We start from the raw sequence: 24,417 nt of genomic DNA, 5'->3' as shown, positions 1-24,417 counted from the left end.
CTCAATCGCCCCAGAACGTCCGGTAGACCAGGGCCAGGCCGTTGACCGTCCCGCCCTTCGCGTCCACCGACCAGCGCCGCGACAGGCGGTAGCTGGCGCGCCCCACCGTGCCGGCGCCCGACATGGCTTGTTCGATGCTCAGGGTGATGCCGTTGGCCAGGTTCTTGCTCGCCACCAGGAACTGGGTGGCCAAGGTGCTGTCGGAGTCGGCGTTCACCTTGCTCGCCACCGTGTATTCGGGCAACAGGCTGCCGGAGGACCCGATGGAGCCGTTGCGTATGCCCACATCATCCAGCCCGAATTGCTTGTAGAACGGCTCGCCGCCGCCAAGCAGGGCCGTGCCGATGGACACCAGCAGGGCCGTATCGCTGCCGCTGGCGTCCGCCGCCCGCCCCAGGACCAGCCACGACAGCTTGTCGACGTCGCTGACGTCGGGATAGGACACCAGGTCGATGCGCGGTCTTTGCGCCGTTCCGGATACCCGCACGCCAGCCTCGACCTGCTCGCCGGTGCGCAAGGCTTCGATGTCCAGCAGCGGGTTGTCGATGGCGCCCTGGAACGTGACCGTGCCGCGCCGCAGCTGCAGGCGCTGTCCATAGGCATCGATGCGACCGCCCTGGGTGGTCAGGCGACCGGTCCCGCTGAGCTTGCGATCGACGTAGCGGATGCGCAGGCTGCCCCGCAGGCCCGTGTCCAACCCCATGCCCGTCAGGAAGAAGCGCGGTCCCATGTCGACGTTCAGGTCCAGGGTCAGGGCCAGCGGCGACGACGCGGCGGCGTCCCCGGGCGGTTGGTCGCCGACGCGGTGGACGCGCACGTCGTCGTCCAGCGACGGCACCTCGCTGAGCAGGTCGATGCTGGCCCAGCCGGCGTCGGCCTGGACATCGCCGGTGATGTCCAGGCGCGGCAAGGCGGCGTCGATATCGATGTGGCCGGACATCATGGCGAAGCGGTCGGTGCGCTGCATGACGGCGTAGCGGGACAAGGTCACGCGCACCTTGCCCTCGGACCTGGACAGGTTCCATGCCCCCTTGGCCTCGATGTAGCCATTCCTGGCATCGGGACTCTTGGTGATCCAGTCGCGTGTGCGCGTGTCCTTGGGAAGCACGCGCAGCGTGGCGGGGAAGCGCAGGCTGTCCAGTGTCAGCAGGTCGTCGTTCAGGCGGGCGGACAGCGTGCCGTCGAGCAGGCGCACGCCGTCGTCGATCCGCACCACGCGCAGTTTCTGGCCGCTGATGGCGCCATTGGCACGCCAGGCGCCGCCCACCGTGCCCTGCGCGTCGATGTCGGCCTTGAGCGAACCGCCCAGTTCGGTGGCGTCGCCGGTGAACAGGCTCAACCAGGCCAGGTCCGCGATATCGGCGTGCAGGTTCGCGCGCATGGCCTGGTTGGCCGCCAGGCCCGGCGCGCCATCCTTGCCGGTGACCAGCATGGCGCTGCCCTTGCCCGTCACCACGCCCATCTTTTCGGTGGCGAGATCCAGCGTCGCGTCCAGGCGGCTGCTGGATGCCGACACGGCCGTGGCGCTGGCTTCGAGTACCAGGGTCTTCAGGCCCAGCGGGATGGGCGGATCGCCGGGAATGCGCAAATCGCCGTCACGGCGGGCGAGGCGGACGCGGCCTGACAGCGTGCCGGCGAACTTCAGGTCCCAGCTGGCGTCCAGGGCAATGCTGCGCTGCCCGCCGGGGATGCTTGCGTTGACTTTCGATTGGCGCGTCTGGGTCGCCTTCTTGTCGAGCGCGGACGGGTCGGTGGCGCGGATGACGCTGCCCACCAGCCTGGGCGTCAACACGAAGTTGTCCATGCGGCCGGCGGTCTCCCACCGGCCCGCGCCGCCGCGCGATCCGCCATGCGCGAGCGTCAGGCGGTCGCCGCTGGGCAGTCCCACGCCGATGTTGGCCGCACCGACCTGCCACTGCCAGGCGGGCGCGATCGCATGGGGCAGGTAGGCCACCGTGACCGGCTGAGCGATGTTGACCTGGAAGCCGGCATGCGAGGCTTGAAGGCGGACGATGGTGCCGCGCCAACCGGTTCGGGGGTTCGGTGCCGGGGCGGCGGGCGGGGCTGTCGTCCCTGTCGTCCCTGTGGTGCCTGTCGTGCCTGTCGCTGCCCCGCCCGCGGCTGCGGCGGCGGGCGTCGCCATGGCACCGTGCGGACCGGCGGCTGGCGTCCCCCATCCCCCTTCGACGACGAAGGACGCATCCGCCTTGTCCTGCCCCAGCAAACCGGGCCGTACGCGGGCGGGGGTGTAGCCGGCGCTGAGTTCCAGGCGATGACGCGCCGGCGTGCCGGACAGCTTGCCTTGCGCCCTGGCGCCGCCGGGCAGGCCCGGCCAGAAGGCGGCCAGTTCGGGGGCTTGCGCGTCCAGCGTGATGGCGCCGTCGGACGGACCGATCCTGCCCGCCGTGCGCACGCGGTTGCGCCCCAGCTTCACATCGATATCGAAACGGTCCACCTCGATGCCGGCCAGGGCATCCGGCCAGTCCGCCGCCGCATCCTTGCGGGCGCCGGTGGTCATCTCGATACGCGCGGTGCCCGCCAGCGCCTGGCGATTCCAGCGGCTGGCATCGGCGATATCCAGCCCAACGCGGGCGTGGCGCAGTACGTAGGCGTCGGTCAATTCGACATCGACATCGGCATGCGTGGTAAGGAGGGCCGGAGGCACGCTGCCGCCCACCAGGCGGCCCACGTCCAGCCGGTCGGCCGCCAGCGTGCCGGTGAGGCGCTGGGCCGCGCCATCCTCGGTACGCTGCGCCTGCAGGGCGAGCGTCGCGCCGGAACGGTCAGGCAGCACCAGGGACAGGTCCACGCTGCGAGCCGGGAAAGCGGCCAGCGGGGACAGCGCCGCGCGCAGGTCCACGCTGGTGTCGGCGCCGCGCCCGGCCAGCGTCACGTTCAAATCATCGAGATCCCCGGCCGCATGCGCGTCGACGTTGACGACACAAGCGGCAGGCTCGGCAGCCGCGTTGTTGCCGACGCGGACCTCCGCACCTGCCGTGGAAACATCCCCGGCACGCGCCGACGCGTGCGCAGCATCCTTGGCATCCTTGGCGTCCTTGGCGTTCTTGGCATCCTTAGCCCCCGCGACCGGCACGGGCGCGCGCAGGGCGTCCAGTTGCTTCAGGCACAAGGGCGAATCCGCGCCCTGGCCGGTTGCCGCCATGCGCAGGTTGACATCCATCGGCCAAGGTGCGGCAAGACGGCTCACGCTGGCGTCGCCTTGCACGTCGACCTGGGCGATGTCGTGACCGACATGCAGGCTGTCCAGGCGCAGGCGCGCGCCCTGCGCGCCTGCCGTCAGGCTGGCGGCCAGCTTGCCCAGCGTCACCGGCAACAGGGGCTGCCCGTCACGCTCCAGGCGAAACTCCCCCACGGCCAACTGCCGCACCTCGATTTCCACGGGCAAAGCGGGCACCCCGCCATCCGCCGCTTCGCTCTCCGCCTGCGCCTCGCCGGGCTGCGTGCCCAGGCCCACGCGCAGGCTGCCGGCGGACAGCGTGGGCACGAGCAGGCGACGATGCCACAACGCCGGCCACGCCACCGTCAACGCGAAATCGTCGGCCTGGATATCGACGCCAGGCAGCCGCAAGGCCAAATGGCCGACACGCACCCCGCGCCACAAGGATCCCTGCACATTGTCGATGCGCGCGTCGAACTGCTCGGCTGCCCGTTCCATCAGCACGCGCGTGCCCGTGGGCGAAGCCACCAGCCACGCCAGGGCACTCACGGCGATAACCAGCAGCACCAGCAGGCCGGGCACCCACCAGACCAGGATATGGCGCAGGAAACGGCCGAGGCGCCTCAAAACGCTATCCCCAGGGAGAAACTCAACTTCAGCGAATGATCGCGCTGCCCGTAGGCCACGTCCAGGAACAGGGGGCCGGCCGGCGTGCGCACCCGGGCCCCGACGCCATATCCCACCGCCATGTTCATGTCGCCGAAGGACTGCGCGGCATCGCCGGCATCCACGAAAACGGCCATGCCCCAGCGGTCATCGAAATAATGGTCGTACTCCACGCTGCCCACCAGCAGCGTCGGCGCGCCGACCACGGCGTTGCCGCGATCGGCCCCGATGCTCAGGTAGCTATAGCCGCGGATACTGCGCGCGCCGCCGGTGCGAAACCCGAAATCATCCGGCACCTGGGTATCGCGGCTGGCCCAGACCTTGCCGACTTCGCCCCGCACCGTCACCAGGTCGCGCTGCCCCACGGGCCACCATTGCTGCCCACGCAAGCGCAGCCGGGTATAAGGATCGCCGCCATTGAGCGTCACGCCCGCGCCCGTGCCCAGCACCAGCAAATTGCCCTCGCGCGGGTTGTACTTGCTGTCGACATCGCGCCGCAGCCATTCCGCCGTGGCGGTCAGGGTGGGCAGGTTATAGGTGTCGCCACCGTCGATCTTGACGTGGTCATGGGCCGCCAGCAGGCCATAGCGCGTTTCATAATTGACACGGCTGCCGTCGCCGGCGCTGCTTTCCTTCAAGCGGGTGGCGCCCACCGCGAAACGCATGACATCCAGGCCCTGGATGTCCGAATGATCCGCCAGCACGCCGATACTGTCTTGATTGCCGCGGGCGTCCGGAGGCAAGTGAAAATCCGTATAGGCCCGCTGGCGCAACCGGTCCAGGCCAAGGCCGGACTCCATGGTGAGCGGTTGCCCGAACACCACCTGTTGTTGATATGTCATCTCCAGGCGCGGGCCGACATCGCTGTCCACCCCGATCGAGGAGGAGAACCGCTTGGGCTGCGCCTCGGTCAGCCGCACCACGACCGGCAGGGTGACCTCGCCATTGCGATCCACGGGCGCGGCGGGCCGCTGGGCCGCTGTCACGCGTGCGTCGCCGGCCGGCGTGGCGGCCGTGACGTCGCGCGCCGTCGAGGTCTGGTTGCTGGTGTCCGGCTGGGTGCCGCCCGGCTCCTGCAAGGACACGAAGGCGCCACGGAAAAAAGCGGTCCGTTGCAGCGCCTGCTGCCATGAATTCAGCTGGTCCTGCTCATAGGGGTCGCCCCGCTTGTAGCGCACATAACGGCGCACCAGCGTCTCCGGTACCCGCTTCAACCCTTCCACGCGCAGGTCGCCCAGCCGCACCAGCGGACCGCTGTCCACCACGACCCTGAGCGCCACCGTGCCGGCCTCGACATTGACGTCGGCGGCGGAGTCCACCATGCGCGCCAACATGAAATCGTGGGTGCTGACATCGTTCAGCACCGCCGACTTGGCCTTGTTCCACTCGCTGTTGGTGAACGGCTCGCCGGCCGCCAGGGACCAGCGCTTGCGCAGGTCCGCCACGCGCTTGGCGTAGGCCGGCCGCGTAATGCGCCCCCGGAACTCGATGTCGACGGAGACGACCCGCGCCTGCTGGCCCGGTTCGATCCGGATGTTCCACGTATCGTCGCCCGCGGCGTTGCGGCCGGGGTCCAGTTCCACCTTGGCGGCGAAATAGCCCTGGGTCGACAGGGCCGCCAGCGCCGCATCGCGCGCGCGCCGGCGCAGCCGCGTGATTTCGCCGCCGTCCTGGTCCTCGGACTGGCGGGCAATGGCGTCGACCGCGTCGTTGACCGCCTTGACGGTGGCGGCGTCCGTCTTGCCGGCGTCGATGACGACCTGGGGCTTGGCGTCGGCCGACGCGGCGAGCAGCAGCGACGACCAGAGCAAAAGAAGACGCGCGGACCGCCGCATGCGTCAGCTGGGCTGTACGACGACGTTCGGAATCCTGCCGGCCATGTCGCGCGGCAGCGCGGCCACGGCGGCCGCGACGCGGCGCGCGATGGCGCGATACAGGCCGGCGGCCTCGCCGTCCGGCTCCGCCACCACGGTGGGCCGGCCGGAGTCCGTCTGCTCGCGGATGCGCAAGGCCAGCGGCAGGCCGCCCAGCCACTGCACGTCGTACTGCTGGGCCATGCGCTGGCCGCCGCCCTCGCCGAAGATGTGCTCGGCATGGCCGCACTGGGAGCAAATATGAATAGACATATTCTCCACCACGCCCAGGATCGGCACCTCGACCTTCTGGAACATGCGCAAACCCTTGCGCGCGTCCAGCAGCGCCACGTCCTGGGGCGTGGTGACGATGACGGCGCCCACCACGGGCACCTTCTGCGCCAGCGTCAGGGCGATATCGCCGGTGCCCGGCGGCATGTCGACAATCAGGTAATCCAGGCTGCGCCAGTTGGTCTGCCGCAACAACTGCTCCAGGGCCTGGGTCACCATGGGGCCGCGCCAGATGGCGGGTGAGTCCTCGGCGATCAGGAAGCCGATGGAGTTGGCCTGCAGGCCGTGGCCTTGCAGCGGCTCCATGGATTTATTGTCCAGGCTGACCGGCTTGCCGGTAATGCCCAGCATCGTCGGCAGGCTGGGGCCATAGATATCGGCGTCGAGGATGCCCACCTGGGCCCCTTCCGCCGCCAGCGCAAGCGCCAGGTTGACCGCGGTGGTGCTCTTGCCGACGCCCCCCTTGCCGGAGGCAACGGCAATGATATTGGCCACATTGGGCAGCGGCTTGAGTCCCCGTTGGACCGCGTGCGGCACGATCTTCCAGGTTACGGAGACCTGCGCCCCGGGCGCACCGGCGGCGGCCAGCGCCTGTCCCACGGCGGCGCGCAATTCCTGCTGCTGCGTCCGCGCGGGATAGCCCAGTTGCACGGCCACGCTGACGCGCCCCTCTTCCACGCGGATGTCGCGATCTTTTACAAAATCGACGATCTTCGCACCCGTCAGGGGGTCGGTTACACCTGCGAGGGCGGCTTTAATTTGTTCGTTTGTCAAACTCATGTCACTATATTCCCAACCGTCGGCGCGGTCTTTCCCGCAGCCTTTCGGCTCCCGCCCTCGGTTTCAGGCCCTGGATCTCCAGCGAATTGCCGGGTTTCATGGCTACACATTGTCTTGCAAGGATAGCGGAATCCGCAGGAACATTTTGCCGTAGCAGGCGTCTATAACATCATGGATAACGCTCTCACCCGTCTCTTTCGCGCGCTTGCCGTCACGCTGCTAGCCCTCGTGGGCGCGGCCATGGCGCTGCTGTTCATGGCTTCCACCGGAATCGCGGTGGGTATTTTGTACCTGGTCGCCAAGGTGCGCGGCAAACCGTTCGGCGTGCGCGCCTACTGGCACCAGCGGCAGGGCAGCCACGGCCCGGTCGGCGCCGGCGCGCCCTTCCCGCCCGTCCGTCCGGACGTGATCGACGTCGAAGCCCGCGAAGTTCGTTGATCCGGGCGGTTCGCTGATCCACACCGTCTGCTGATTCCGGCCGTGCATTTCGGCCGTTCAGCGGTCCCGGCCGTGCCGGTCAACACCGGCCGTTCATCAAGACCACGCCGCAGCCCCCGCGCTTCGCGCGGATCCCCCCTTCCGTTCTTCAGTCCGCTTTTCACCGGCACGTGTCCGCACGTACCGGCGCCTCCCGGCGGCTCCCTGGCGCGTTCCCTTCCCCTCCCCGGCGCCCTTGCCCGGCGTCCCAGGCCCCTCGCCGGCCCGGCGTCCTCCGGCGAGCCGGTAAACTGGCTCTAAAATCGCGGGTTCCAAAATCGCGGAACCGCGACCCTGGTTCTCTTCCGGCTCACCCTAACGTCCCCCCGGTCATGTCACGCACCCTCTTTGTCACCACCGCCCTCCCCTACGCCAACGGACTGTTTCACATCGGCCACATCATGGAGTACATCCAGGCCGACATCTGGGTACGGTTCCAGCGCATGCAGGGCGCGGAGGTGAATTTCGTTTGCGCCGACGACGCGCACGGCGCGGCCATCACCATCGCTGCGGACAAGGAAGGCATCACGCCGCAGGCCTTCGTGGCCAAGATCGCGGCAAGCCGGGCCCAGTACCTCGATGGCTTCCATATCGCCTTCGACAACTGGCACTCCACCGACGGCCCGGAGAACCACCAGCTGGCCCAGGAGATCTACCGCGACCTGCGCACCGCCGGCCTCATCGAAACGCGCAGCGTGGAGCAGTTCTACGACCCCGAGAAGCGGATGTTCCTGGCTGACCGCTTCATCAAGGGCGAGTGTCCCAATTGCCACGCCAAGGACCAGTATGGCGACAACTGCGAGGTCTGCGGCGCGGTCTACGCGCCCACCGCGCTGATCGAGCCCTACTCGGCACTGTCCGGCGCCAAGCCCGAGCTGCGCAGTTCCGACCACTTTTTCTTCAAGCTCTCCGACCCGCGCTGCGAGGCCTATCTGCAGGAGTGGACCACCGCGCCGGGCCACGTGCAGCCCGAGGTCCAGAACAAGATACGCGAATGGCTCTACAAGGATGCCGAGGGCAAGGGCGGCCTGGGCGACTGGGACATCAGCCGCGACGCGCCCTACTTCGGCATCGAGATCCCGGACGCGCCGGGCAAGTACTTCTATGTCTGGCTGGACGCGCCGGTCGGCTACCTGGCCTCGCTGAAGAACCTGCTCGACCGGCGCGGCGAGGACTATGCCGCCTACATGGCCCGCCCGGGCCTGGAGCAGGTGCACTTCATCGGCAAGGACATCATCACCTTCCACACCCTCTTCTGGCCGGCCATGCTGCATTTCAGCGGCCGCAAGGCGCCGGACGCGGTCTACGTGCACGGCCACCTCACCGTCAACGGCGAGAAAATGAGCAAGAGCCGCGGCACCGGCATCGACCCGCTGCGCTACCTTTCGCTGGGCCTGAATCCCGAGCACCTGCGCTACTACCTCGCCGCCAAGCTCTCCGGCCGCAACGAGGACATCGACTTCAATTCGGAAGACTTCGCCGCCCGCGTCAACAGCGACCTGGTGGGCAAGTACATCAACATCGCCAGCCGCGCCGCGGGCTTCCTGTCCAAGCGCTTCGGCGGCCAGCTGGCCGCGCCCGACGCGGAAGGCGCGGCCCTGCTGCAATCCCTGCAGGCCGCGGCGCCCGCCATCGCCGCGCTCTATGACGGCCGCGACACGTCGCGCGCCTTGCGCGACGTCATGGCCCTGGCCGACAAGGTCAACGAGTACGTCGACCAGAACAAGCCGTGGGACCTGGCCAAGCAGCAAGGCATGGATGAGCGCCTGCAAGCCGTATGCAGCACGTGCATCCAGGCCTTCCGGTTGCTGACCATCTACCTGAAGCCCGTCCTGCCGGCGCTGGCCGCGCGCGTCGAGGCCTTCCTGTCCATCGCGCCGCTGCAATCGGCCGACGCGGCCGCGCTGCTGCCGGCCGGCCACGCCATCGCGCCTTACCAGCACCTCATGCAGCGGGTCGATCCCAAGCTGCTCGAACAGCTTTTCGATGCGCCCGCGCCGGCAGCGCTCGCGGCGCCCGCCGCCGACGCGCACGTGCCGGGCGGCGAGCCCATCGCGGCCACCATCGGCATCGACGACTTCGCCAAGATCGACCTGCGTATCGCACGCATCGTCAATTGCGAGGAAGTGGAAGGCTCGACCAAGCTGCTGCGCCTGACCCTGGATGTCGGCGAAGGTCGCCACCGCAACGTGTTTTCCGGCATCAAGTCCGCCTACAAGCCGGAAGACCTGGTGGGCAAGCTCACCGTCGTCGTGGCGAACCTGGCCCCGCGCAAGATGAAATTCGGAGTGTCCGAGGGCATGGTGCTGGCCGCCAGCCACGCCGACGACAAAACCGACGCCGGCATCTACGTGCTGGAACCGTGGGAAGGCGCGCAGCCCGGCATGCGGGTGCGCTGATTTTCAAAGCGCGGCGATGAAGCGGCCGATGATGCCGGCCGAATAAAAACTCGCCACTTCGTGCAGGAAGGCCTTGAAGTCCACCGGCGCGGCGGCATCCGCCCGGTCGGACACGGTGCGCAGCACGGCGCAGGGCACGCCATATTCGTGGCAGACCTGCGCCACTGCGGCGCCTTCCATCTCGACGCACAGCGTGGCGGGAAGGTCGGCCGCCAGGCGTCGCGAGACCTCGGCGGCGCCGATGAACTGGTCGCCGCTGGCGATCTCGCCACGATGCAGCGCGGGCGCCGCGATGCCGAAGCGCTCTTGCGTGGCGGCGTCCACCTGCCGGGGCAGGTCCAGCGCCAGGAAATCCGCCACACAGCGCGCCAGGACCTCGTTCAATCCCGCGTCCGTGGCGAATTTCGCCCGCCCCAGCAAGGGCACCTCGAAACGGGGAAACAGCGGCCGCGCATCCAGGTCATGCTGGACCAGGGTCTCGGCGAGCACCACGTCGCCCACGCGCACCCCCGGCGCGATGCCGCCGGCAAGGCCGGCGAACAGCACGCAAGACACGCCGAACTCACGTATGAGGGTGACCGCCGTGGCGGCCGCCGCCACCTTGCCCACGCGCGCCAGGACGAGGACGCAAGGACGGCCGGACAGCTTGCCCACGTAGTAGTCGCGCATGCCGATGGTGTGCCGCTCCGCGCTGGGCCCCATGCGGGTCAGCAAGTCGGCGATTTCATCGTGCAATGCCGCCAGGATGCCGATAGGCGCGGTCATGCGCCCGCCTCCGGCGCCAGGTCCGGACCCAGGGTATCCCGGCCGTCGAACACGAAGCAGCGGCCCTTGAACCCCGGACCGCCCGTTTCCTCGAAATACTTGAGTATGCCGCCTTCGAGCTGGTAGACATGCTCCACGCCCACGTCCTGCATGAACAAGGCCGCCTTCTCGCAACGGATGCCGCCGGTGCAGAAGCTGACCACGGTTTTGCCCGCCAGCTGCTCGCGGTGCCGTAGCACCGCATCCGGAAACTGCGTGAACCGCTGGATGCGCCAGTCGATGGCGCCTTCGAACGTGCCCGCGTCGACTTCGAAATCGTTGCGGGTGTCCAGCATGACCACCGGCCTGCCGGCGTCGTCCACCCCGGCAGCCAGCCAACGCGCCAAGGTGTGCGCGTCCACGCTGGGCGCGCGCCTGTCCTCGGGACGGATGGCCGGATGATCCATGCGGATGATTTCCCGCTTGAGCTTGACCAGCAGCTTGCCGAAAGGCACGGCGTCGCTGTGGCTGACCTTCACTTCCAGGTCGGCGAAACGGGGATCGGCGCGCAGGCGGCCCAGAAAGTCCTCGACACCCGCCGATGCTCCCGCCAGGAACAGGTTGATGCCCTCGGGCGCCAGCAGCACGGTGCCCTTGAGCCCGGCCTCCTCGGCCCAGGCCCGCACGCGGGGACGCAGTTCGTCCCTGTCGTCGAGGGTGACGAACTTATAGGCGGCGATATTGACGACCGTCGCCGCGGCCGCCGCGGCCACCCCATTTTCCTGATTCAATTCAACCACCGACATGCTCAATGCCCAACCACGCGCTGCTCGACCACGCTATCCAACGTCCATTGCACCGCCGGCATATCCGGCGGCGGATTCAATACCGGCGTTTCCACCACGCGCAGGCGATAGATGATGCCGGGGTGGTATTGGAAGCCCGCGATGTCGCCATACCAGAACTGCCACGGCTGGTTGTCGCTGTCGCGGACCTGGTAGCAGGTGGTGCGCCGTACGCCGGCATCGCAAGGCACGCGCTGCGAATTGACGTACACCAGCTTGGTCGCGCCGGTGGCGCCGCCCATCACGGGATCGATCCGGCGCGAGAAATCCAGGATGTCGCCATTGGCGAGCGACAGGGTCAAGTGGCGCGGGTCGCCGTAGTTGTCGGCCGACGTCGCGGTGATGCGGGTCAGCCCCGCCAGGAAATCACGCTCGACCTGGCTACGGTCCGCCGGGGCGCACGCCATGCGGGTGGATACCGGATCGGACGTCAGGATCAGATTCTGGCCGCCGCCCACCGTATAGCTGCTGGTGAAGGTGTTGCAGCCCGCGTAGCCCGTCACGCGCGGCTCCGCGCCTTCACGCGTAAAGGTGATGGTGATGGGCCGGTTGCGCGGATCGTTGGTCGGCACCGAACGCAGCGCGCCGCCGGGGCGCGTCCAACGCACCAGGGTCCAGCTGGTCTGGGCCAGGAAATCGTTGGCGTTGGCGGGCTGGAAGGCGGGGGAGCCCGCACTGTTACGCCAGGCCGACTGGCTGACGCAGCCAGCGAGGGCCACGCAGGCCAGCAGGGCGACCCCGAGCAGGCCGCGCGCGCGGTTGAAGGTAGGCATGGACAGTACTCCTGATCCGGAAATCGCCGGCGGGCCGACCGCGCCGGAAAGAACGAACGGGCCACCCCGTCCGCAAGGCGCTATTTTAGGCACGTCGGGCCGGGGGGATCAGGTGGCTAACAAAGCGACACCGTTATTGTCGGTTGCGGGGAAATCCTGGAGATCCTGGCGTCAAAGCCGCGTCGGTACGTCCTCGCCCCGCTTGAAGGTCATGACCGCGCCATCGCGCAGGTTCAGCGTCATCTTGCGCGGCGCGCCGCCGCTGTCCAGCGTAAAGGAGGCGATACGGGCCAGCGCTTTCAGGTAGGCCGTCTCGAAGCCGGCCAATTGATCCGACGGGCACCCCATGAAGGTGGAGGCGGGAACGGTAATGGACAGCTTTCCGCCTTCCAGGCGATAGGTGCCCATATAGCGGTTGCAGCCAGAGAACCCGGCGACCCGGTATGCATGGCCCTGCGTCAGGAAAGCCAGGCCTACCGGGGGATTGCCATTGCCGCCGGGCACGGCCACGGCCCCGCCGTCCGCGTTGGTCCAGCTCACCAGGTCCCAGGTGGTTTCGGCCAGGGAGTCCGATGTCGTGGCGGCCTGCGCCGCTGCCGCGCCCTTCGCCTGGGCGTGGCCGGTGGTGGTGGAGCAACCGGACAGGACGGCGGCAAAGGCAGCGGCGGTGACGACGGCGGCCAGGCAGCGCGGCGGGAAGGGGAACGACATCACGGTTTCTCCTATAGCGATGTAGCGATGAAGCGAAAAATGCCTCCAGGGCGTTGCGGCTATCGTGGATTGCCCCCCTGGGGAGCCTTCCGCCTTCAGAGCCGAAGGCAAAGACAGCCCCATTGTAGGCAAGCCGGCGGCCGGCCCACGGGCGCCGTGCCTTCGACGGCGCGGACCGCGTACGCGCGGTGCCTGGAGCGCGTGCCATGCCGGGCCGACCCGGGCCGGCCCGCGGCGACTATCGTGCCCTCCGCAAGAGCCGCACCCGGCCCGGCTCGCGTAATATGCTCCGGCGCGGTCCCGCGCCGGAGCGGCCCTGTGCGCGCCCCGCCTTGCGCCGGCCGGCGTCTTGGCCGCTCCCTTACCATCAAAAGAAGGAAAACCGCATGTTTACGGAAATCGCTCAGATCGAGATAAAGGAAGGCAGCAACGCCGCGTTCGAAGCCGGCGTGGCCAAGGCGAAGCCGCTGTTCCTGCGCGCCAAGGGCTGCAAGGGCGTCACGCTGCAGAAGTCGGTGGAGCATCCGACCCGTTATCGCCTGTATGTGCTGTGGGAAACGGTGGAAAACCACATGGTCGATTTCCGCGAATCGGAGGATTTCCAGGGCTGGCGCGCCTTGGTGAGCAGCCATTTCGCCCAGCCGCCACAGGTTGAGCACACCGTCGGCATCGATCTCGGCTGATTGCCGCCCGCGCGGGAATGCACGGCATCCGCGCGCGAGCGCCTTGCGCGGACGCAGGCCGGCGGACAGGGCGGTGCCCCGCCGCCCGGACCGGCCCCGACCCGTGCAGTCTCACGCCGCCTTGGGCGCCGCTCTCCAACGCATGACATATTCCAGCCCATCCTCGCTGGCGCCTTCGATCACGAAGCCCAGGCGCTCGTAGAGCCGACGCGCGGGATTGGTCTTCAGCACATGCAGGACCACCGAACGGCCCTCGGACGCAGCGCGTTCAAGCAGCCGGCCGATCAGCGCCGCTCCCCAGCCCTGGCCTTGCCGCGCCGGCGCGATCTGTACCTGCACCAACATCCACGCATCGCCCATCTCATGGGCCTTGAACAGGCCGATAAGCTCGTCGCCCAGATACGCCAGTTGCGCGTCCTCCAGGCGGTACTCGACCCGCGCCAATAGACTGGCCTCATCGTCCGGCGCGCCAGCGCTGCGCAGGTGCTCCAGCATCGTCGCGCGCCGCAAGGCCATCAGGGCCGGTACGTCGTCGCGCGTCGCCTGGCGCAGCGTCACCGCTGCCGCATCCGCGACACCGTCGCGGTCCTTATACGTCTTGTCCATCTGTGTCTATCCCTCACATCATCTAACGGAAGGCGTGAAATCAAAACGCTCGTGCGCAAAGTAAGTGCAGCCTTTCGGCGCCGGTCTTTAGGATGACCTACAACCGATGGCACAAAACGTAGTGAACGTCGTCGGCCATTTGAGCATGACCATGCACGGTTGCCGCGGGCTGCCGGCGATCCCGCAGCCCCAGGCGCGCATCACTCACGGCCAGCGTCGGAGGACTATTCAACCATGATCACCGAAATCGTCGATACCCAGTTCGCGGATATCCGCCTGCCTTGCGCGCACGACGGCAAGACCATCCAGGTCGCAGTGGCGCCGCTATGCGCGGCCATGCGTCTCGACAGCGAACTGGAGCTGCGGCGCATTGCGCAAGACGAGGACCTGGGTAGCCACTTGAAGCCCCTCCCTTATGCCCCCCCGATGGCCAGCGCGAATGCCTTGCCCATGGGAGCGGTCGCGCTCTGGCTGCACCGCCTGTCCCAGCAAGCCACCGATACCGAACAACGCCATCGCCTGGCCGTCCTGCAGCAGGAAGGCTTCGGCACCTTGCTGGAACAATGGAGCAAGCTGTTGCAGGGCAATACGCCGGACGACAATGTCGTTACGCTGAAGCGCCAGTTCAAGCGCATGCAGGCCCAGATCGATGCGATGGACGTCTCCATGCGGCAAGCGGAATCGTTCATCGAGCGGGAAATCATCCGTGCCCAGCTGAGCCAGCTATGCGCCTTCCCCGTCGGTCCGCGCAATACGCAGTCGCCCGCGCTGGACCAGTTCTGGCGCCTGGTGTTCTCGCGCTTGATGAGCGGCGCGGAGATCAACCACGCGCGCCGCTCGGACCGCTTCCTGGCCTTGAATTTCCGCCACCTGCGCAACGTGCTGGGTGACGAGGAAAAGTCGGTGCAGCTAACGCCCGAGTTGCGCAGCGAACTCAAGCGCAGCCGCTATCCGAATTTCCTGGGCGTGCGGGTGGTAAACAGCCGCATCTCGCGGAAAAGCTTGCGGTGCTGGGTGTTTAACTTGCACTGAGCGGGCTGCACTGAGCGGGCTGCAATGGGCAGGCTGCACCGGGCAGGCTGCACCGGGCAGCCTGCCCCGCGCATCCGGCACGGAGGTCAGCGGCCGGCGGGTTGCGTGGCCATCGGCGCAGCCTGGCGTCCCAGCGCGGCGTCACGCTCCTCGGTGGGCAGGTAGACCGCGCACAGGAAGTTGACGCCGCCGATGATCGCGAACATCAGCGCCATGGGCGGCCAGTTCAAGCCATAGTGGTTGGCAACCCACAGGCCGACCAGCGGCGTGGTCCCGCCGAAGATCGCCCCGCACAACTGGAAGCTCAGCGAGATGCCCGTATAGCGCATCTCGACCGGGAAGGCGCGCGGCAGATAGGGCGCCAGCACGGCATAGTACGCGCCGATCAGGAAGATGGCGCCGAGGATGCCGATGGCGATATTGCCGATGTCGCCGGTGAGGATCAGCATCATCATCGGCACCGACCACAGCGTGGCGAGCGCCGTCACCCACACCAGGAAGCGGCGTTCGCCGAAGCGGGTCGCCAGCCACGACGCGATCGGGAAGCTGATCAGCTCCACCACGCCGGCCCAGGTGATCACGTCCAGGATCTGGCTGCGCGTAATCTTGAGGTACGTGGTCGTGTACGTGATCATCAGCGTGGTCACGAAGTAGAAACCCGAAATTCCCAGCAGGCACAAGCCGATTCCCAGCAACAGGGCGCGCTTGCGCTCGCGCAGCACCAGGCCCAGCGGCGCGACCTGGGTGCGGCGGGTATCGCGCAGGCGCGCTTCCATTTCAGGGCTTTCGTCGACGCCGCGACGGATCAGGAAGGCGATCAGCACCAGGACGCCGCTGACCAGGAAAGGCAGGCGCCAGCCCCAGGACAGGAAGTCTTCCTTGGGCAGGTCCGACACCATGCGGAACACGCCCGTGGCCAGGATCAGGCCGATGGGGCTGCCATACTGCGGCGCCGATGCCAGGAACGTGCGCCATTTCGGCGGTGCGTGCTCCGCCGCGATCAGCACCGCGCCACCCCACTCGCCGCCCACGGCCACGCCTTGCAGCAGACGCAACACCACCAGCAGCACCGCGGCCACCACGCCGACGGAATGGTAGGAAGGCAGCAGGCCGATCAGCGTCGTCGCCACGCCCATCAGCATGAGCGTGATGATCAGGCTGCGCTTGCGGCCCACCTTGTCACCCAGGTGGCCGAAGACCAGCGCGCCCACCGGACGGGCAAAGAAGCCGATGGCGAACGTGCCGAGCGATGCCAGCGTTCCCATGAAGGGATCGCGGGTGGCGAAGAAGACGTCGCCGAACACCAGTGCCGCGGCAGTGGCGTAGCAATAGAAGTCGTACCATTCGATCATCGTGCCGAAGAAGGCCGCGGCCGCGGCCCGCACGGGTTGGTGGCGTACAGGCGTGGCGACGCCTGCCTGGCCGGTATTGGCATGCATGGATACTCCCCTTGTCGGTTCTTGATGAAGGCCTTGTGCCGCACTTTGCCGCACAGGCAGCGAACGGCGTTGACGATAGCAATCGCTGGCTATATCTTGTATAGCCACAAGCGACTGATCCATAAGTCCACTGCCGGCCACTGCGGGCCACTGCGTCACCAAGATGAAAGAAGTTTTGCTATCCGACCTGCTGGCCGGCGCCCTGCACCGCGACGCCGAGCAACCACTGCAACGGCAGATCTACGATATCGTGCGGCGCTGCGTCCTGGACCATACGCTGCTGCCGGGCCAGCGACTGCCGTCTTCGCGCGCCCTGGCCGCGGACATCGGCGTGTCGCGCATCACCATCACGCTGGCCTACGACAGGCTGATCGCGGAGAACTATCTCAGCTCGCGCGGCGGCAGCGGCACCTTCGTCGAACATACGGTGGAGCGCCCATTGACGGCGGCGTCGCCCGCCGCGCTGCAACGCCACCGGCCGGCGCTGTCGACGCGCGGCGCCGCCAACGGCAGCCGGCGCGGCGGACTGGCCCAACACACCGGCGCCTTCGTGCCGGGCATCGCCGACGCCGGGCTTTTCCCCTTCCATCTGTGGCGCAGGCTGGTGGCCCGCCATCTCAACAAATCCGACCTGTCCCTGGCCGGCTATGCCAAGGACGGCGCGGGCTTCATGCCCTTGCGCCAGGCCATCTCCAACTACTTGCGGATTTCGCGCTCGGTGGTGTGCGAACCGGCGCAAGTCATCCTGACCGCCGGCACCCATCAGTCGGTGGACCTGTGCGCGCGCCTGCTGGCCGACCCCGGCGACGCGGCCCTGGTGGAAAGCCCCTGCCATTGGGCGTTCCCGCTGGTGCTCGACGCCGCCGGCCTGCGCGTGCACGCGGCCACGCTGGACGAACACGGCATCGCGCTGGCGGACACCACCCTGCCGCGCCGCGCGCGCCTGGCCATCACCAGCCCGTCGCATCAATATCCCACCGGCGTGGTGATGCCGCTGGCGCGCCGCCTGGAGCTGCTGCAAGCGGCGCGCGCGGCCGGCCTGTGGGTCATCGAGGACGACTACGACAGCGAGTTCCGCTACGACGGCGCGCCTATCCCGTCGCTACAGGGCCTGGATACCGACGGCCGCGTCATCTACATGGGCACGTTCAGCAAGACCATGTTCGCCGGCCTGCGCTTCAGCTACATCGTGGTGCCGCCGCATATCGCCGATGCCTGCGCCCAGGCCTGCGCGCGCTTGTACCGGCCGGGCCACCTGCACTTGCAGGCGGCGCTGGCCGATTTCATGAACGATGGCCATTTCGCGCAGAACATCAAGCGCATGCGGGTGGAATACGGAGAGCGCCAGCGCCTGCTGCGTATAGCGCTGCAGGCGCGCGCCGGCGGCCTGGTCACCCTTTCGGAAGCGCGTGCCGGCCTGCACGTCTACGCCCGCCTGGACCGGGCCGTCTCCGTCGCGCGGCTGACGGCGGCCGCGGACGAGGAGGCCCTGGTGCTGGGCGTTCCCCATTTCCTGCCGGAACATGCGGCCAGGGACAGGAATGCGGTGGTGTTGGGCTACGGCGGCGTGCCGGCCGCGCGCATCGACGATGGCGTGGCGCGTTTCGCGCGGGCACTGGACAAGGCCGTGGCGACGGCGCGTACGCGCGCCGCGCGCGGCTGACCGCTCAAAGTCGCGCCAGCACCTTGTCCGCGGTGTCCAGCAGGATGTCCGCGTGCTCGATGCCGAAGGGCAGTTGCGGGCGCAGCTTCAACACGTTGCCATGCAGGCCGGTGGCACTGAGGAGCACGCCTTGCTCGCGCATGAGGTTGACGAAGCGATGGGTCGCTTCTTTCGCGGGCGTCCTGGCATCGCGGTCCGACACCAGCTCGACTCCGATGAACAGGCCGTCGCCGCGCATGTCGCCGATCCAGGAATGCCTTTGCGCAAGCTTGCGCAAGCCGTTTCTCAGGTACTCGCCGCTACGGGCCGCATTGGCCTGCAAGCCTTCGTCGCGGATGACGTCCAGCACCGCCATGGCGGCGGCGCACGACACGGGATTGCCGCCGAAGGTGTTGAAGTAGCGCGCCTGCCGGCCAAAACGTTCGAGGACTTCGGGCCGCGCCACCATGGCCGCTACGGGATGGCCGTTGCCCATGGGCTTGCCCATGGTGACGAGGTCGGGTTCGAGGCCGTGGCGTTGGAAGCCCCACATCGCGCTGCCGGTGCGCGCAAACCCGGCCTGCACTTCGTCGGCGATGAAGACGCCGCCGGCGGCGCGTATGGCCGCGACCGCGGGCGCCAGGAAACCGGCGGGCTCGGCATAGACGCCGTCGCTGGAGAATATCGTGTCGACCAGAAGGGCCGCCGGCTGGATGCCGTGGCGGCGCATATCGTCGATGGCCGCCTGCACCTGCGCGGCGAACCAGGTCCCCAGCGTGGCGGGATCTTGCCGATAACTGTCGGGCGCCGCCACCGTGCGCGTATCCAGGCCCAACGGCACCGCTGGGCCCAGCGAAGGCGAGACCGCCGAAACCGCCGCCGTGACGCCGTGGTAGGCCAGCTGCGTGACGATGACGCCGGTGCCGCCGGTGTGTGCGCGCGCCACCCGCAAGGCCAGATCGTTGGCCTCGCTGCCCGTGCAGGTGAAGATCACTTGCGACAAGGGCGCGGGGAAGGTCGCCAATAGGCGCTCCGCGTAGTCCAGCACGCCGTCATGCAGGTAGCGCGTGTGCGTATTGAGCGTGGCGGCCTGCGCGGCGATGGCCTGCACCACGCGCGGGTGGCTGTGGCCGACCGATGCGACATTGTTGTAGGCATCCAGGTAGCGCTCGCCACCCGGACCGTACAGCCACACGCCCTCGCCGCGCACGATATGCAGCGGCTTGTCGTAGAAAAGCCGGTAGGCCGGCCCCAGCAGGCGCTGGCGCCGCTCGATCATGGCCCTTTCGGATGCCGGCAGCGCGTCGGCGGCGGCCGGATCGAAGGCGTTGAGCATGGCTTTGTCTTTGCTCATGCGGATTCTCCACGTGTTTCCGGCCACGGCCGGGATAAATGTTCCAAGGCGGTGTGCCGGGCCGTCACGGGCCGCGGCGCGGGCCGAGCGGGTCGAGCGGACTCAGGCGGGCGTACCACGGCATGCCTCCAGCACGATATCGCTGGCCTGCCCCGGCGCCAGCGCGGCCAGCCGCGCCAGGCCGGTCCAGGCCAGGCCGTTGTTGCGCAGGATGTACTTGCTGTTTTCCGGATGCTGGTGGGCGCGCCAGCCGGTGATCGCGACCGTGATCAGCAGTCGCGCGGCGATAAGGTCCGGCAGCAGGACGAGTTCGTCCTCGTCCAATGGCAGCGCCCGATGATAGGCGGCGATGAGCGTGGTGGCCGCCGGGGTGATGGGATCGGCCGCGTCTTCCAATTGGTAGGCGGCGGCCACGCCCAGGTCCTGCACCAGCGGCGCGCGCACCATGTCGCCGAAGTCGAGCAAGGCGGCGATGCGCGCGGGATCGTCCTGGAACACCATGATGTTGTAGGCGTTCAAGTCGTTATGGATGACCTGGCGACGCGGCAGGCGGCGCAGCGCGGGACGCACGTTCTCGACGAAGCGCGCCATATGGCTTTCGGCGAGCGCACGGCGCCCGGGCTCTTCGATCAACGGCAGCAGGTCGGCCACGCTTTCGGCGCGCTGCAGGTCCCAAAGCAGCTCGTGGCCGGCCATGGGATGATCGAAGCCCTGCAAGGCCAGGTCGAAGGCGGCCAGCGCCTGTCCCAGGGCCGCGCGCTGGGCGGGGCCGCGCTCGGCCTGCCACAACGGCATGCCGTTGACGAAGGAGATCAGGCGTATCGCCCGCCGCACCCCCACGGGCCCTTCGTACCAGTACACCCAGCCGCCATCGCGCGTGCGATGAAGGTGGGGAATGGGCAGCGCGGCGTCGGCCTGCATCAGGTGCAGTTGCGCCTGCGTCTGGAAGTCCGTGACCGCCGGATCCTCGGCCGGATGCGTGGCCTTCAGCACATAGGCGCGGCCATCATCCAGGCGCAAGAGGAAGTTCTGGTCGCGTTCACTGCTCAGCAACCGCGCGGTGGCGCGCAATCCATAGGCTTGCCAGGCGATGGACTCGGCATCGGCCAGGGCCAGGCGCGGCGGCTCGGCGGCGAACACCGCCTGTCCAGGGGAGGCCCCGGGATTGCAAGCGGGAACGACGCGGTCCGGTTCGGCGGACCGCTTAAAGGGAAAACTCATGCTGCGTACGCTTCCAGGCCGCACCAGTCGGCGATGAACAGCGCAATGGTCTGCGTGACCTTGCGCACGGATTCGAGGTTGACCGCCTCATCATAGCCGTGCGGCATGCGGCATTCCGGGCCATACACGATGGCGGGCGTATCCGCGTACAGGCCGTAGAAGCGCGCATCGGTGGCCGCCGACGTGGCGTGTTCCCGCAAGGGCTCGCCGAACACGCGCTCGTGGCTGGCGCGCAGGACGCCTTCGACCTCGTCGGCGTCCTTCAGCTCGTAGCCTTCCGCCATGAAGCCGTGATAGATCACCTTGGGCGGATGCTGGGCCAGGAAGGGATCGCGCGCGGCAGCCTCGGCCACGAAGGCTTCGATCTCCGCGCGGGCGGCCTCCAGGCTCTGGCCCGGGTAGACCGCCACCCGCATATCGAAGGTGCACCAGGCCGGCACGCTGGACGGCCAGTCGCCGCCGGCGATCTTGCCCAGGTTGAAGCGTATCGGATGCGGATGGTTGCAGAAATGCGTGTGCTCGTGCTTGCGGCCGTTCCAGCGGGTCTCCAGCTCGTCCATCGCCTGGATCAGGAAGATGGCTTTGTGGATGGCGTTGGCGCCCGCGCCGGAGAAGGCCGCCGACGCATGCTGGGGGTCGCCCTCCACCTGCACCTGGAACCACATCGGGCCTACCTGCGCGCGCATCAGCATCGGCAGCAAGGGTTCCGGAATGAACGCGGCGTCGGCGCGATACCCGCGTTGCAGGCAGGCCAGGGCGCCGTTGCCGGTGCACTCCTCTTCCACCACCGATTGCAGGAAGACGTCGGCGGCCGGTTGCAGGCCCAGCCCGCGCAGGGCGTCCAGGGCCGCCATGCAGGCGACCAGGCCGGATTTCATGTCGCCTGCGCCGCGGCCGTACATCCAGCCGTCGACGATGGCGGGATCGTAGGGATCGCGGCTCCACTGGCTGCGCGGTCCGATGGGCACCACATCGATATGGCCGTTGAGGATCAGCGACCGGCCTTTCTGCGTGCGCGACCGGTGGACGCCGACCACGTTCCAGGCGTCGTCGTAGGACACCGCCACCGGCGAAAAACCCGGCATGCCGCGTATCGCGTCCACGTCGATGCGCCAGCGGTCCACGTCGTAGCCGCGCCTGGCGTACTGCGCCGCCATGAAGTCCTGCGCCCGCGCCTCCTCGCCACGCTGCGATGGGATGCGGACCAGCTGCGCGAGCAGCTCGGTCTGCGCGGCGTAGCCCTGGTCCACGGCCTGGAGGATGCGGGTCTTGAGATCGTCGGTAAGGGTAGGCATGGGTGCACGATTCGAGTCTGGACGACGAATCATAATTTCCCATGGCCCTAATGGGGATAGCCAGTTTTATGTTTTTATTATGGCCACTTCGGCTGGATGCCGATCAATGCCGCTAGGCCGATGCCGTGTCCCCCGGCGCGCCAATTTCGTCGGGCAAGCGTATGCGGGCGCACAATCCCGACGGGCGGCGGTTTTCCAGCGTCAGGGAACCGCCATGCGCCCGCACGATTTCGGACACGATGGACAGCCCCAGGCCCACGCTGCCGGGACGTTGCGCCCGGGCGGGATCCAGGCGCACAAAGGGTTCGGTGACATCCTGCAGGCGCTGCGGCGGAATGCCCGGACCGTCGTCGCTGACGGTGATCACCACCTCGCCGCGTTCGCGCACCGCGTCCACCACGGTGTTATCGCCATAGGCCAGGGCGTTCTCGATGAGGTTGGCGCAGGCGCGCTGCATGGCGTTGGGGCGGCAATATAGGCGGATGTCCGCCTGGCCGTCATAGCGGATGCGCGCACCGCCCTCTTCGTACTCGTCGCAGAGCGTGGACAGCAAGGCGCCCACGTCCAGCCACTCCGAGGCCTCCTTGTCCAGGCCGCTGCTCAGGAAGGACAACGCCGAATCCACCATGGTCTGCATCAACGTGATGTCGCGCAGCAGGCGCGGCCGCATGGTCTCTTCGCGCCCGGTCTCCACCTGCAGGCGCATCCGCGTCAAGGGCGTGCGCAGGTCGTGGCTGATGGCGGCCAGCATGCGCGTGCGGCTTTGCACGAAGCCGGCGATGCGTTCCTGCATGCGATTGAACGCGTGCGCCGCCCGGCGGATCTCCAAGGGTCCCTGCGCCTCCAGCGGCGCCACGGCGACGTCGCGTCCAAAGGCGTCGGCCTTCTCCGAAAGACGGCGCAAGGGACGGACGACGCGCCACACCGCCCAGGCCGACATCGCCACCACGCCCACGCACAGGAAGGCCACGGCGGTGAAGAAGGGAAACGTGAACCGCCGGGGAGCGCGGCTGACGCGGTCGGCGCGTATCTCCAGCACCCGGCCGTCGAAAGGCATCAGCACCTGGAACCGGGCGGGCGGCGACGCGGTGTCGCAGCCCAGCACCATCAAGGTATCGGCGTCCTGGACATGGGCGCGCAAGATGGTCTCCATTTCTCGCGTATCCAGGTTGGTCGCGTCGCAGGGCTGGGGAAAGTCCGAAAACCGCAGGGACAGGTTCGGTGCCTGCGCCGCCGCCATGATCGCCGGCCTGTCGGCCGGCTGCGCCTGGCGCAGCACATTGGCCACGCTGGCGATGCGATAGGCTTCGGGCCACGGCCAGGGCGGCGTCGGCGGCGCGCCCACGTACAGGAAGACGCCCGCGAAGAACGCGAAGGTCGCCACGGACGAACAGGCGATGATGGCCACGATCTGGCCCAGGGTAGTGGTGAAAAAGCGGCGCAGCATCGCGAGGCTCTCCTGTCTATGCCGCTGAGGCAACCGTGACTTCGTAATGCAGTGCGTAGCCGTCGGCGCGCACGGTGCGAATAGGATCTTCCAGCGGATCGTCGCCCGCCAGCTTGCGGCGCAAGCGGCTGACCAGCAGGTCGACCGAGCGCACGGCCACCGGCGCGCCTTCGCCACGGGTCAGGCTCAGCAACTCCTCGCGCGCCAGCACCCGGCGCGGATGTTGGCAGAAGACCAGCAGCAGATCGGTTTCGGCGCCGGTCAGGGGAATGCGCACCCCGGCGCGCGAACGCATATAGCGGTGCTGCGGATAGAACACGAAGCCGGCGAACTTGTACGCCATGGCCGCCTGCAGCGAACGCCCCGCCGCGGGCGAGCCCTCGCCCGGCCGGCGCAGCACCGCGCGGATGCGAGCCAGCAGTTCCCGCAGGTCGAAGGGCTTGGAGACATAGTCGTCGGCGCCCAATTCCAGTCCCACCACTTTATCGGTGGGTTCGATCAGCGCCGTCAGCATGATGATGCGCGGCCCCTGGGCCGGGCCGGCGGCGCGCAGGCGGCGACACAGGTCCAGGCCATCCTGGCCCGGCAACATGATATCCAGCAGCACCAGGTCCACGGCCTCGCGCGCCAGGCAGGCCAGGGCATCCTCGACGCTGCCTGCCTGGTGGACGGCGTAACCCTTGCCGGCGAGGAAGTCGGCGAGCGCCTCGCGGATTTCGATGTCGTCTTCGACGAGGAGGATGGGGCTGGTGGTCACGGGAAATAGCGGGGGTCAAGGACGCGATGTTGCTGCCCGTCGCAACGGTGCAGGTGGGAACGGCGCAGCTATGGACGGAGCAGCGACGAACGGTGCGGCTACGCACGGTACAGCGACGTTCAATTTCCGCGATTCTACGCCCCCGGAACCGCTAAAAACGGTTTATGTCAATTTCGACAAATTATATAAATCCCCTTATGAATCAACCACTTATTTGACTTCCG

Annotated in this window: 19 protein-coding genes; 5 read left to right on the top strand and 14 right to left on the bottom strand. The window is 68.0% G+C overall.

Annotated features, from left to right (window positions below; genetic code table 11):
* Window position 1: 1 nt before the first annotated feature.
* From C7R54_RS13570 to apbC, 3 genes are read right to left on the bottom strand one after another with little or no spacing between them, the layout of a single operon-like run.
* Window positions 2–3,805 (bottom strand): translocation/assembly module TamB domain-containing protein, encoded by a 3,804-nt coding sequence (locus C7R54_RS13570; protein WP_129150946.1) that lies wholly within the window; start codon window positions 3,803–3,805, stop codon window positions 2–4.
* On the bottom strand, window positions 3,802–5,679 hold the full coding sequence (locus C7R54_RS13565; RefSeq protein WP_129150945.1) for an autotransporter assembly complex protein TamA: 1,878 nt from the start codon (window positions 5,677–5,679) through the stop codon (window positions 3,802–3,804). Before C7R54_RS13565 ends, C7R54_RS13570 begins: the two co-directional genes overlap by 4 nt.
* A gap of 3 nt (window positions 5,680–5,682) precedes the next feature.
* On the bottom strand, window positions 5,683–6,768 hold the full coding sequence (gene apbC / locus C7R54_RS13560) for an iron-sulfur cluster carrier protein ApbC (protein ID WP_129150944.1): 1,086 nt from the start codon (window positions 6,766–6,768) through the stop codon (window positions 5,683–5,685).
* A 171-nt stretch (window positions 6,769–6,939) separates the two neighbouring features.
* Here apbC and C7R54_RS13555 point away from each other — a divergent pair, with 171 nt between their 5' ends.
* Together C7R54_RS13555 and metG are read left to right on the top strand one after the other, a co-directional pair.
* Complete coding sequence (locus C7R54_RS13555) at window positions 6,940–7,206, top strand: hypothetical protein (RefSeq protein ID WP_129150943.1); 267 nt, start codon at window positions 6,940–6,942, stop codon at window positions 7,204–7,206.
* 371 nt (window positions 7,207–7,577) lie between these two features.
* Entirely contained in the window at window positions 7,578–9,644 is a 2,067-nt protein-coding gene (gene metG / locus C7R54_RS13550; protein WP_129150942.1) for a methionine--tRNA ligase, read from the top strand.
* A gap of 3 nt (window positions 9,645–9,647) precedes the next feature.
* Here the strand turns inward: metG and C7R54_RS13545 are convergent, their stop codons facing one another.
* The 4 genes from C7R54_RS13545 to C7R54_RS13530 all read right to left on the bottom strand — a co-directional run bounded on the left by C7R54_RS13545 (window position 9,648) and on the right by C7R54_RS13530 (window position 12,717).
* Window positions 9,648–10,409 (bottom strand): 5'-methylthioadenosine/adenosylhomocysteine nucleosidase, encoded by a 762-nt coding sequence (locus C7R54_RS13545; protein WP_129150941.1) that lies wholly within the window; start codon window positions 10,407–10,409, stop codon window positions 9,648–9,650.
* Window positions 10,406–11,179 carry a sulfurtransferase gene (locus C7R54_RS13540; RefSeq protein WP_451988835.1) on the bottom strand — a complete coding sequence of 258 codons (774 nt, stop codon included), beginning with the start codon at window positions 11,177–11,179 and terminating at the stop codon, window positions 10,406–10,408. Before C7R54_RS13540 ends, C7R54_RS13545 begins: the two co-directional genes overlap by 4 nt.
* A 17-nt stretch (window positions 11,180–11,196) precedes the next feature.
* Window positions 11,197–12,006 carry an META and DUF4377 domain-containing protein gene (locus C7R54_RS13535; RefSeq protein WP_129150939.1) on the bottom strand — a complete coding sequence of 270 codons (810 nt, stop codon included), beginning with the start codon at window positions 12,004–12,006 and terminating at the stop codon, window positions 11,197–11,199.
* 171 nt (window positions 12,007–12,177) lie between these two features.
* Window positions 12,178–12,717 (bottom strand): META domain-containing protein, encoded by a 540-nt coding sequence (locus C7R54_RS13530; protein ID WP_129150938.1) that lies wholly within the window; start codon window positions 12,715–12,717, stop codon window positions 12,178–12,180.
* Between the two features lie 386 nt (window positions 12,718–13,103).
* Between C7R54_RS13530 and C7R54_RS13525 the strand changes: the two genes are divergently transcribed.
* Window positions 13,104–13,400 (top strand): antibiotic biosynthesis monooxygenase family protein, encoded by a 297-nt coding sequence (locus C7R54_RS13525; protein ID WP_129150937.1) that lies wholly within the window; start codon window positions 13,104–13,106, stop codon window positions 13,398–13,400.
* A gap of 111 nt (window positions 13,401–13,511) precedes the next feature.
* On the opposite strand, the gene C7R54_RS13520 is transcribed toward C7R54_RS13525, so the two are convergent.
* Window positions 13,512–14,006, bottom strand: a complete 495-nt coding sequence (locus C7R54_RS13520) for a GNAT family N-acetyltransferase (protein ID WP_129150936.1) — start codon at window positions 14,004–14,006, stop codon at window positions 13,512–13,514.
* 234 nt (window positions 14,007–14,240) lie between these two features.
* Between C7R54_RS13520 and C7R54_RS13515 the strand changes: the two genes are divergently transcribed.
* The gene (locus tag C7R54_RS13515; protein ID WP_129150935.1) at window positions 14,241–15,038 is read left to right on the top strand and encodes a hypothetical protein; all 798 of its coding nucleotides are present in this window, start codon (window positions 14,241–14,243) and stop codon (window positions 15,036–15,038) included.
* Between the two features lie 86 nt (window positions 15,039–15,124).
* Here the strand turns inward: C7R54_RS13515 and C7R54_RS13510 are convergent, their stop codons facing one another.
* Window positions 15,125–16,477, bottom strand: coding sequence for an MFS transporter (locus C7R54_RS13510; protein ID WP_129150934.1), 1,353 nt, complete (start codon window positions 16,475–16,477; stop codon window positions 15,125–15,127).
* 163 nt (window positions 16,478–16,640) lie between these two features.
* On the opposite strand from C7R54_RS13510, the gene pdxR reads away from it, so the two are divergent.
* Complete coding sequence (gene pdxR, locus C7R54_RS13505; protein ID WP_129150933.1) at window positions 16,641–18,140, top strand: MocR-like pyridoxine biosynthesis transcription factor PdxR; 1,500 nt, start codon at window positions 16,641–16,643, stop codon at window positions 18,138–18,140.
* A gap of 4 nt (window positions 18,141–18,144) precedes the next feature.
* Here pdxR and C7R54_RS13500 read toward each other — a convergent pair whose 3' ends face one another.
* The 5 genes from C7R54_RS13500 to C7R54_RS13480 form a co-directional block, all read right to left on the bottom strand.
* Complete coding sequence (locus C7R54_RS13500; protein WP_129150932.1) at window positions 18,145–19,473, bottom strand: aspartate aminotransferase family protein; 1,329 nt, start codon at window positions 19,471–19,473, stop codon at window positions 18,145–18,147.
* A 102-nt stretch (window positions 19,474–19,575) separates the two neighbouring features.
* Window positions 19,576–20,694: a phosphotransferase gene (locus tag C7R54_RS13495; RefSeq protein ID WP_129150931.1), complete on the bottom strand. Its 1,119-nt coding sequence runs from the start codon at window positions 20,692–20,694 to the stop codon at window positions 19,576–19,578.
* Entirely contained in the window at window positions 20,691–21,989 is a 1,299-nt protein-coding gene (locus tag C7R54_RS13490) for an ArgE/DapE family deacylase (protein WP_129150930.1), read from the bottom strand. The genes C7R54_RS13495 and C7R54_RS13490 overlap by 4 nt, the downstream gene beginning before the upstream one ends.
* Before the next feature lie 112 nt (window positions 21,990–22,101).
* Window positions 22,102–23,436 (bottom strand): ATP-binding protein, encoded by a 1,335-nt coding sequence (locus C7R54_RS13485; protein WP_129150929.1) that lies wholly within the window; start codon window positions 23,434–23,436, stop codon window positions 22,102–22,104.
* 16 nt (window positions 23,437–23,452) lie between these two features.
* On the bottom strand, window positions 23,453–24,193 hold the full coding sequence (locus tag C7R54_RS13480; protein ID WP_129150928.1) for a response regulator transcription factor: 741 nt from the start codon (window positions 24,191–24,193) through the stop codon (window positions 23,453–23,455).
* Window positions 24,194–24,417: the final 224 nt, after the last annotated feature.

The organism is Achromobacter aloeverae (assembly GCF_004121055.1).
Classification (GTDB): Bacteria; Pseudomonadota; Gammaproteobacteria; order Burkholderiales; family Burkholderiaceae_B; genus Bordetella_C; species Bordetella_C aloeverae.
Note: the sequence above shows the minus strand (reverse complement) of the source record. Positions and strands in the feature narration are given on the sequence as shown.

Bases quoted from the DNA above. Each gene is read 5' to 3' on its own strand.
- C7R54_RS13565 (WP_129150945.1), bottom strand. From the start codon at position 5,679: ATGCGGCGGTCCGCGCGTCTTCTTTTGCTCTGGTCGTCGCTGCTGCTC.
- apbC (WP_129150944.1), bottom strand. From the start codon at position 6,768: ATGAGTTTGACAAACGAACAAATTAAAGCCGCCCTCGCAGGTGTAACC.
- C7R54_RS13555 (WP_129150943.1), top strand. From the start codon at position 6,940: ATGGATAACGCTCTCACCCGTCTCTTTCGCGCGCTTGCCGTCACGCTG.
- metG (WP_129150942.1), top strand. From the start codon at position 7,578: ATGTCACGCACCCTCTTTGTCACCACCGCCCTCCCCTACGCCAACGGA.
- C7R54_RS13545 (WP_129150941.1), bottom strand. From the start codon at position 10,409: ATGACCGCGCCTATCGGCATCCTGGCGGCATTGCACGATGAAATCGCC.
- C7R54_RS13535 (WP_129150939.1), bottom strand. From the start codon at position 12,006: ATGCCTACCTTCAACCGCGCGCGCGGCCTGCTCGGGGTCGCCCTGCTG.
- C7R54_RS13530 (WP_129150938.1), bottom strand. From the start codon at position 12,717: ATGTCGTTCCCCTTCCCGCCGCGCTGCCTGGCCGCCGTCGTCACCGCC.
- C7R54_RS13525 (WP_129150937.1), top strand. From the start codon at position 13,104: ATGTTTACGGAAATCGCTCAGATCGAGATAAAGGAAGGCAGCAACGCC.
- C7R54_RS13520 (WP_129150936.1), bottom strand. From the start codon at position 14,006: ATGGACAAGACGTATAAGGACCGCGACGGTGTCGCGGATGCGGCAGCG.
- C7R54_RS13515 (WP_129150935.1), top strand. From the start codon at position 14,241: ATGATCACCGAAATCGTCGATACCCAGTTCGCGGATATCCGCCTGCCT.
- C7R54_RS13510 (WP_129150934.1), bottom strand. From the start codon at position 16,477: ATGCATGCCAATACCGGCCAGGCAGGCGTCGCCACGCCTGTACGCCAC.
- pdxR (WP_129150933.1), top strand. From the start codon at position 16,641: ATGAAAGAAGTTTTGCTATCCGACCTGCTGGCCGGCGCCCTGCACCGC.
- C7R54_RS13500 (WP_129150932.1), bottom strand. From the start codon at position 19,473: ATGAGCAAAGACAAAGCCATGCTCAACGCCTTCGATCCGGCCGCCGCC.
- C7R54_RS13495 (WP_129150931.1), bottom strand. From the start codon at position 20,694: ATGAGTTTTCCCTTTAAGCGGTCCGCCGAACCGGACCGCGTCGTTCCC.
- C7R54_RS13490 (WP_129150930.1), bottom strand. From the start codon at position 21,989: ATGCCTACCCTTACCGACGATCTCAAGACCCGCATCCTCCAGGCCGTG.
- C7R54_RS13485 (WP_129150929.1), bottom strand. From the start codon at position 23,436: ATGCTGCGCCGCTTTTTCACCACTACCCTGGGCCAGATCGTGGCCATC.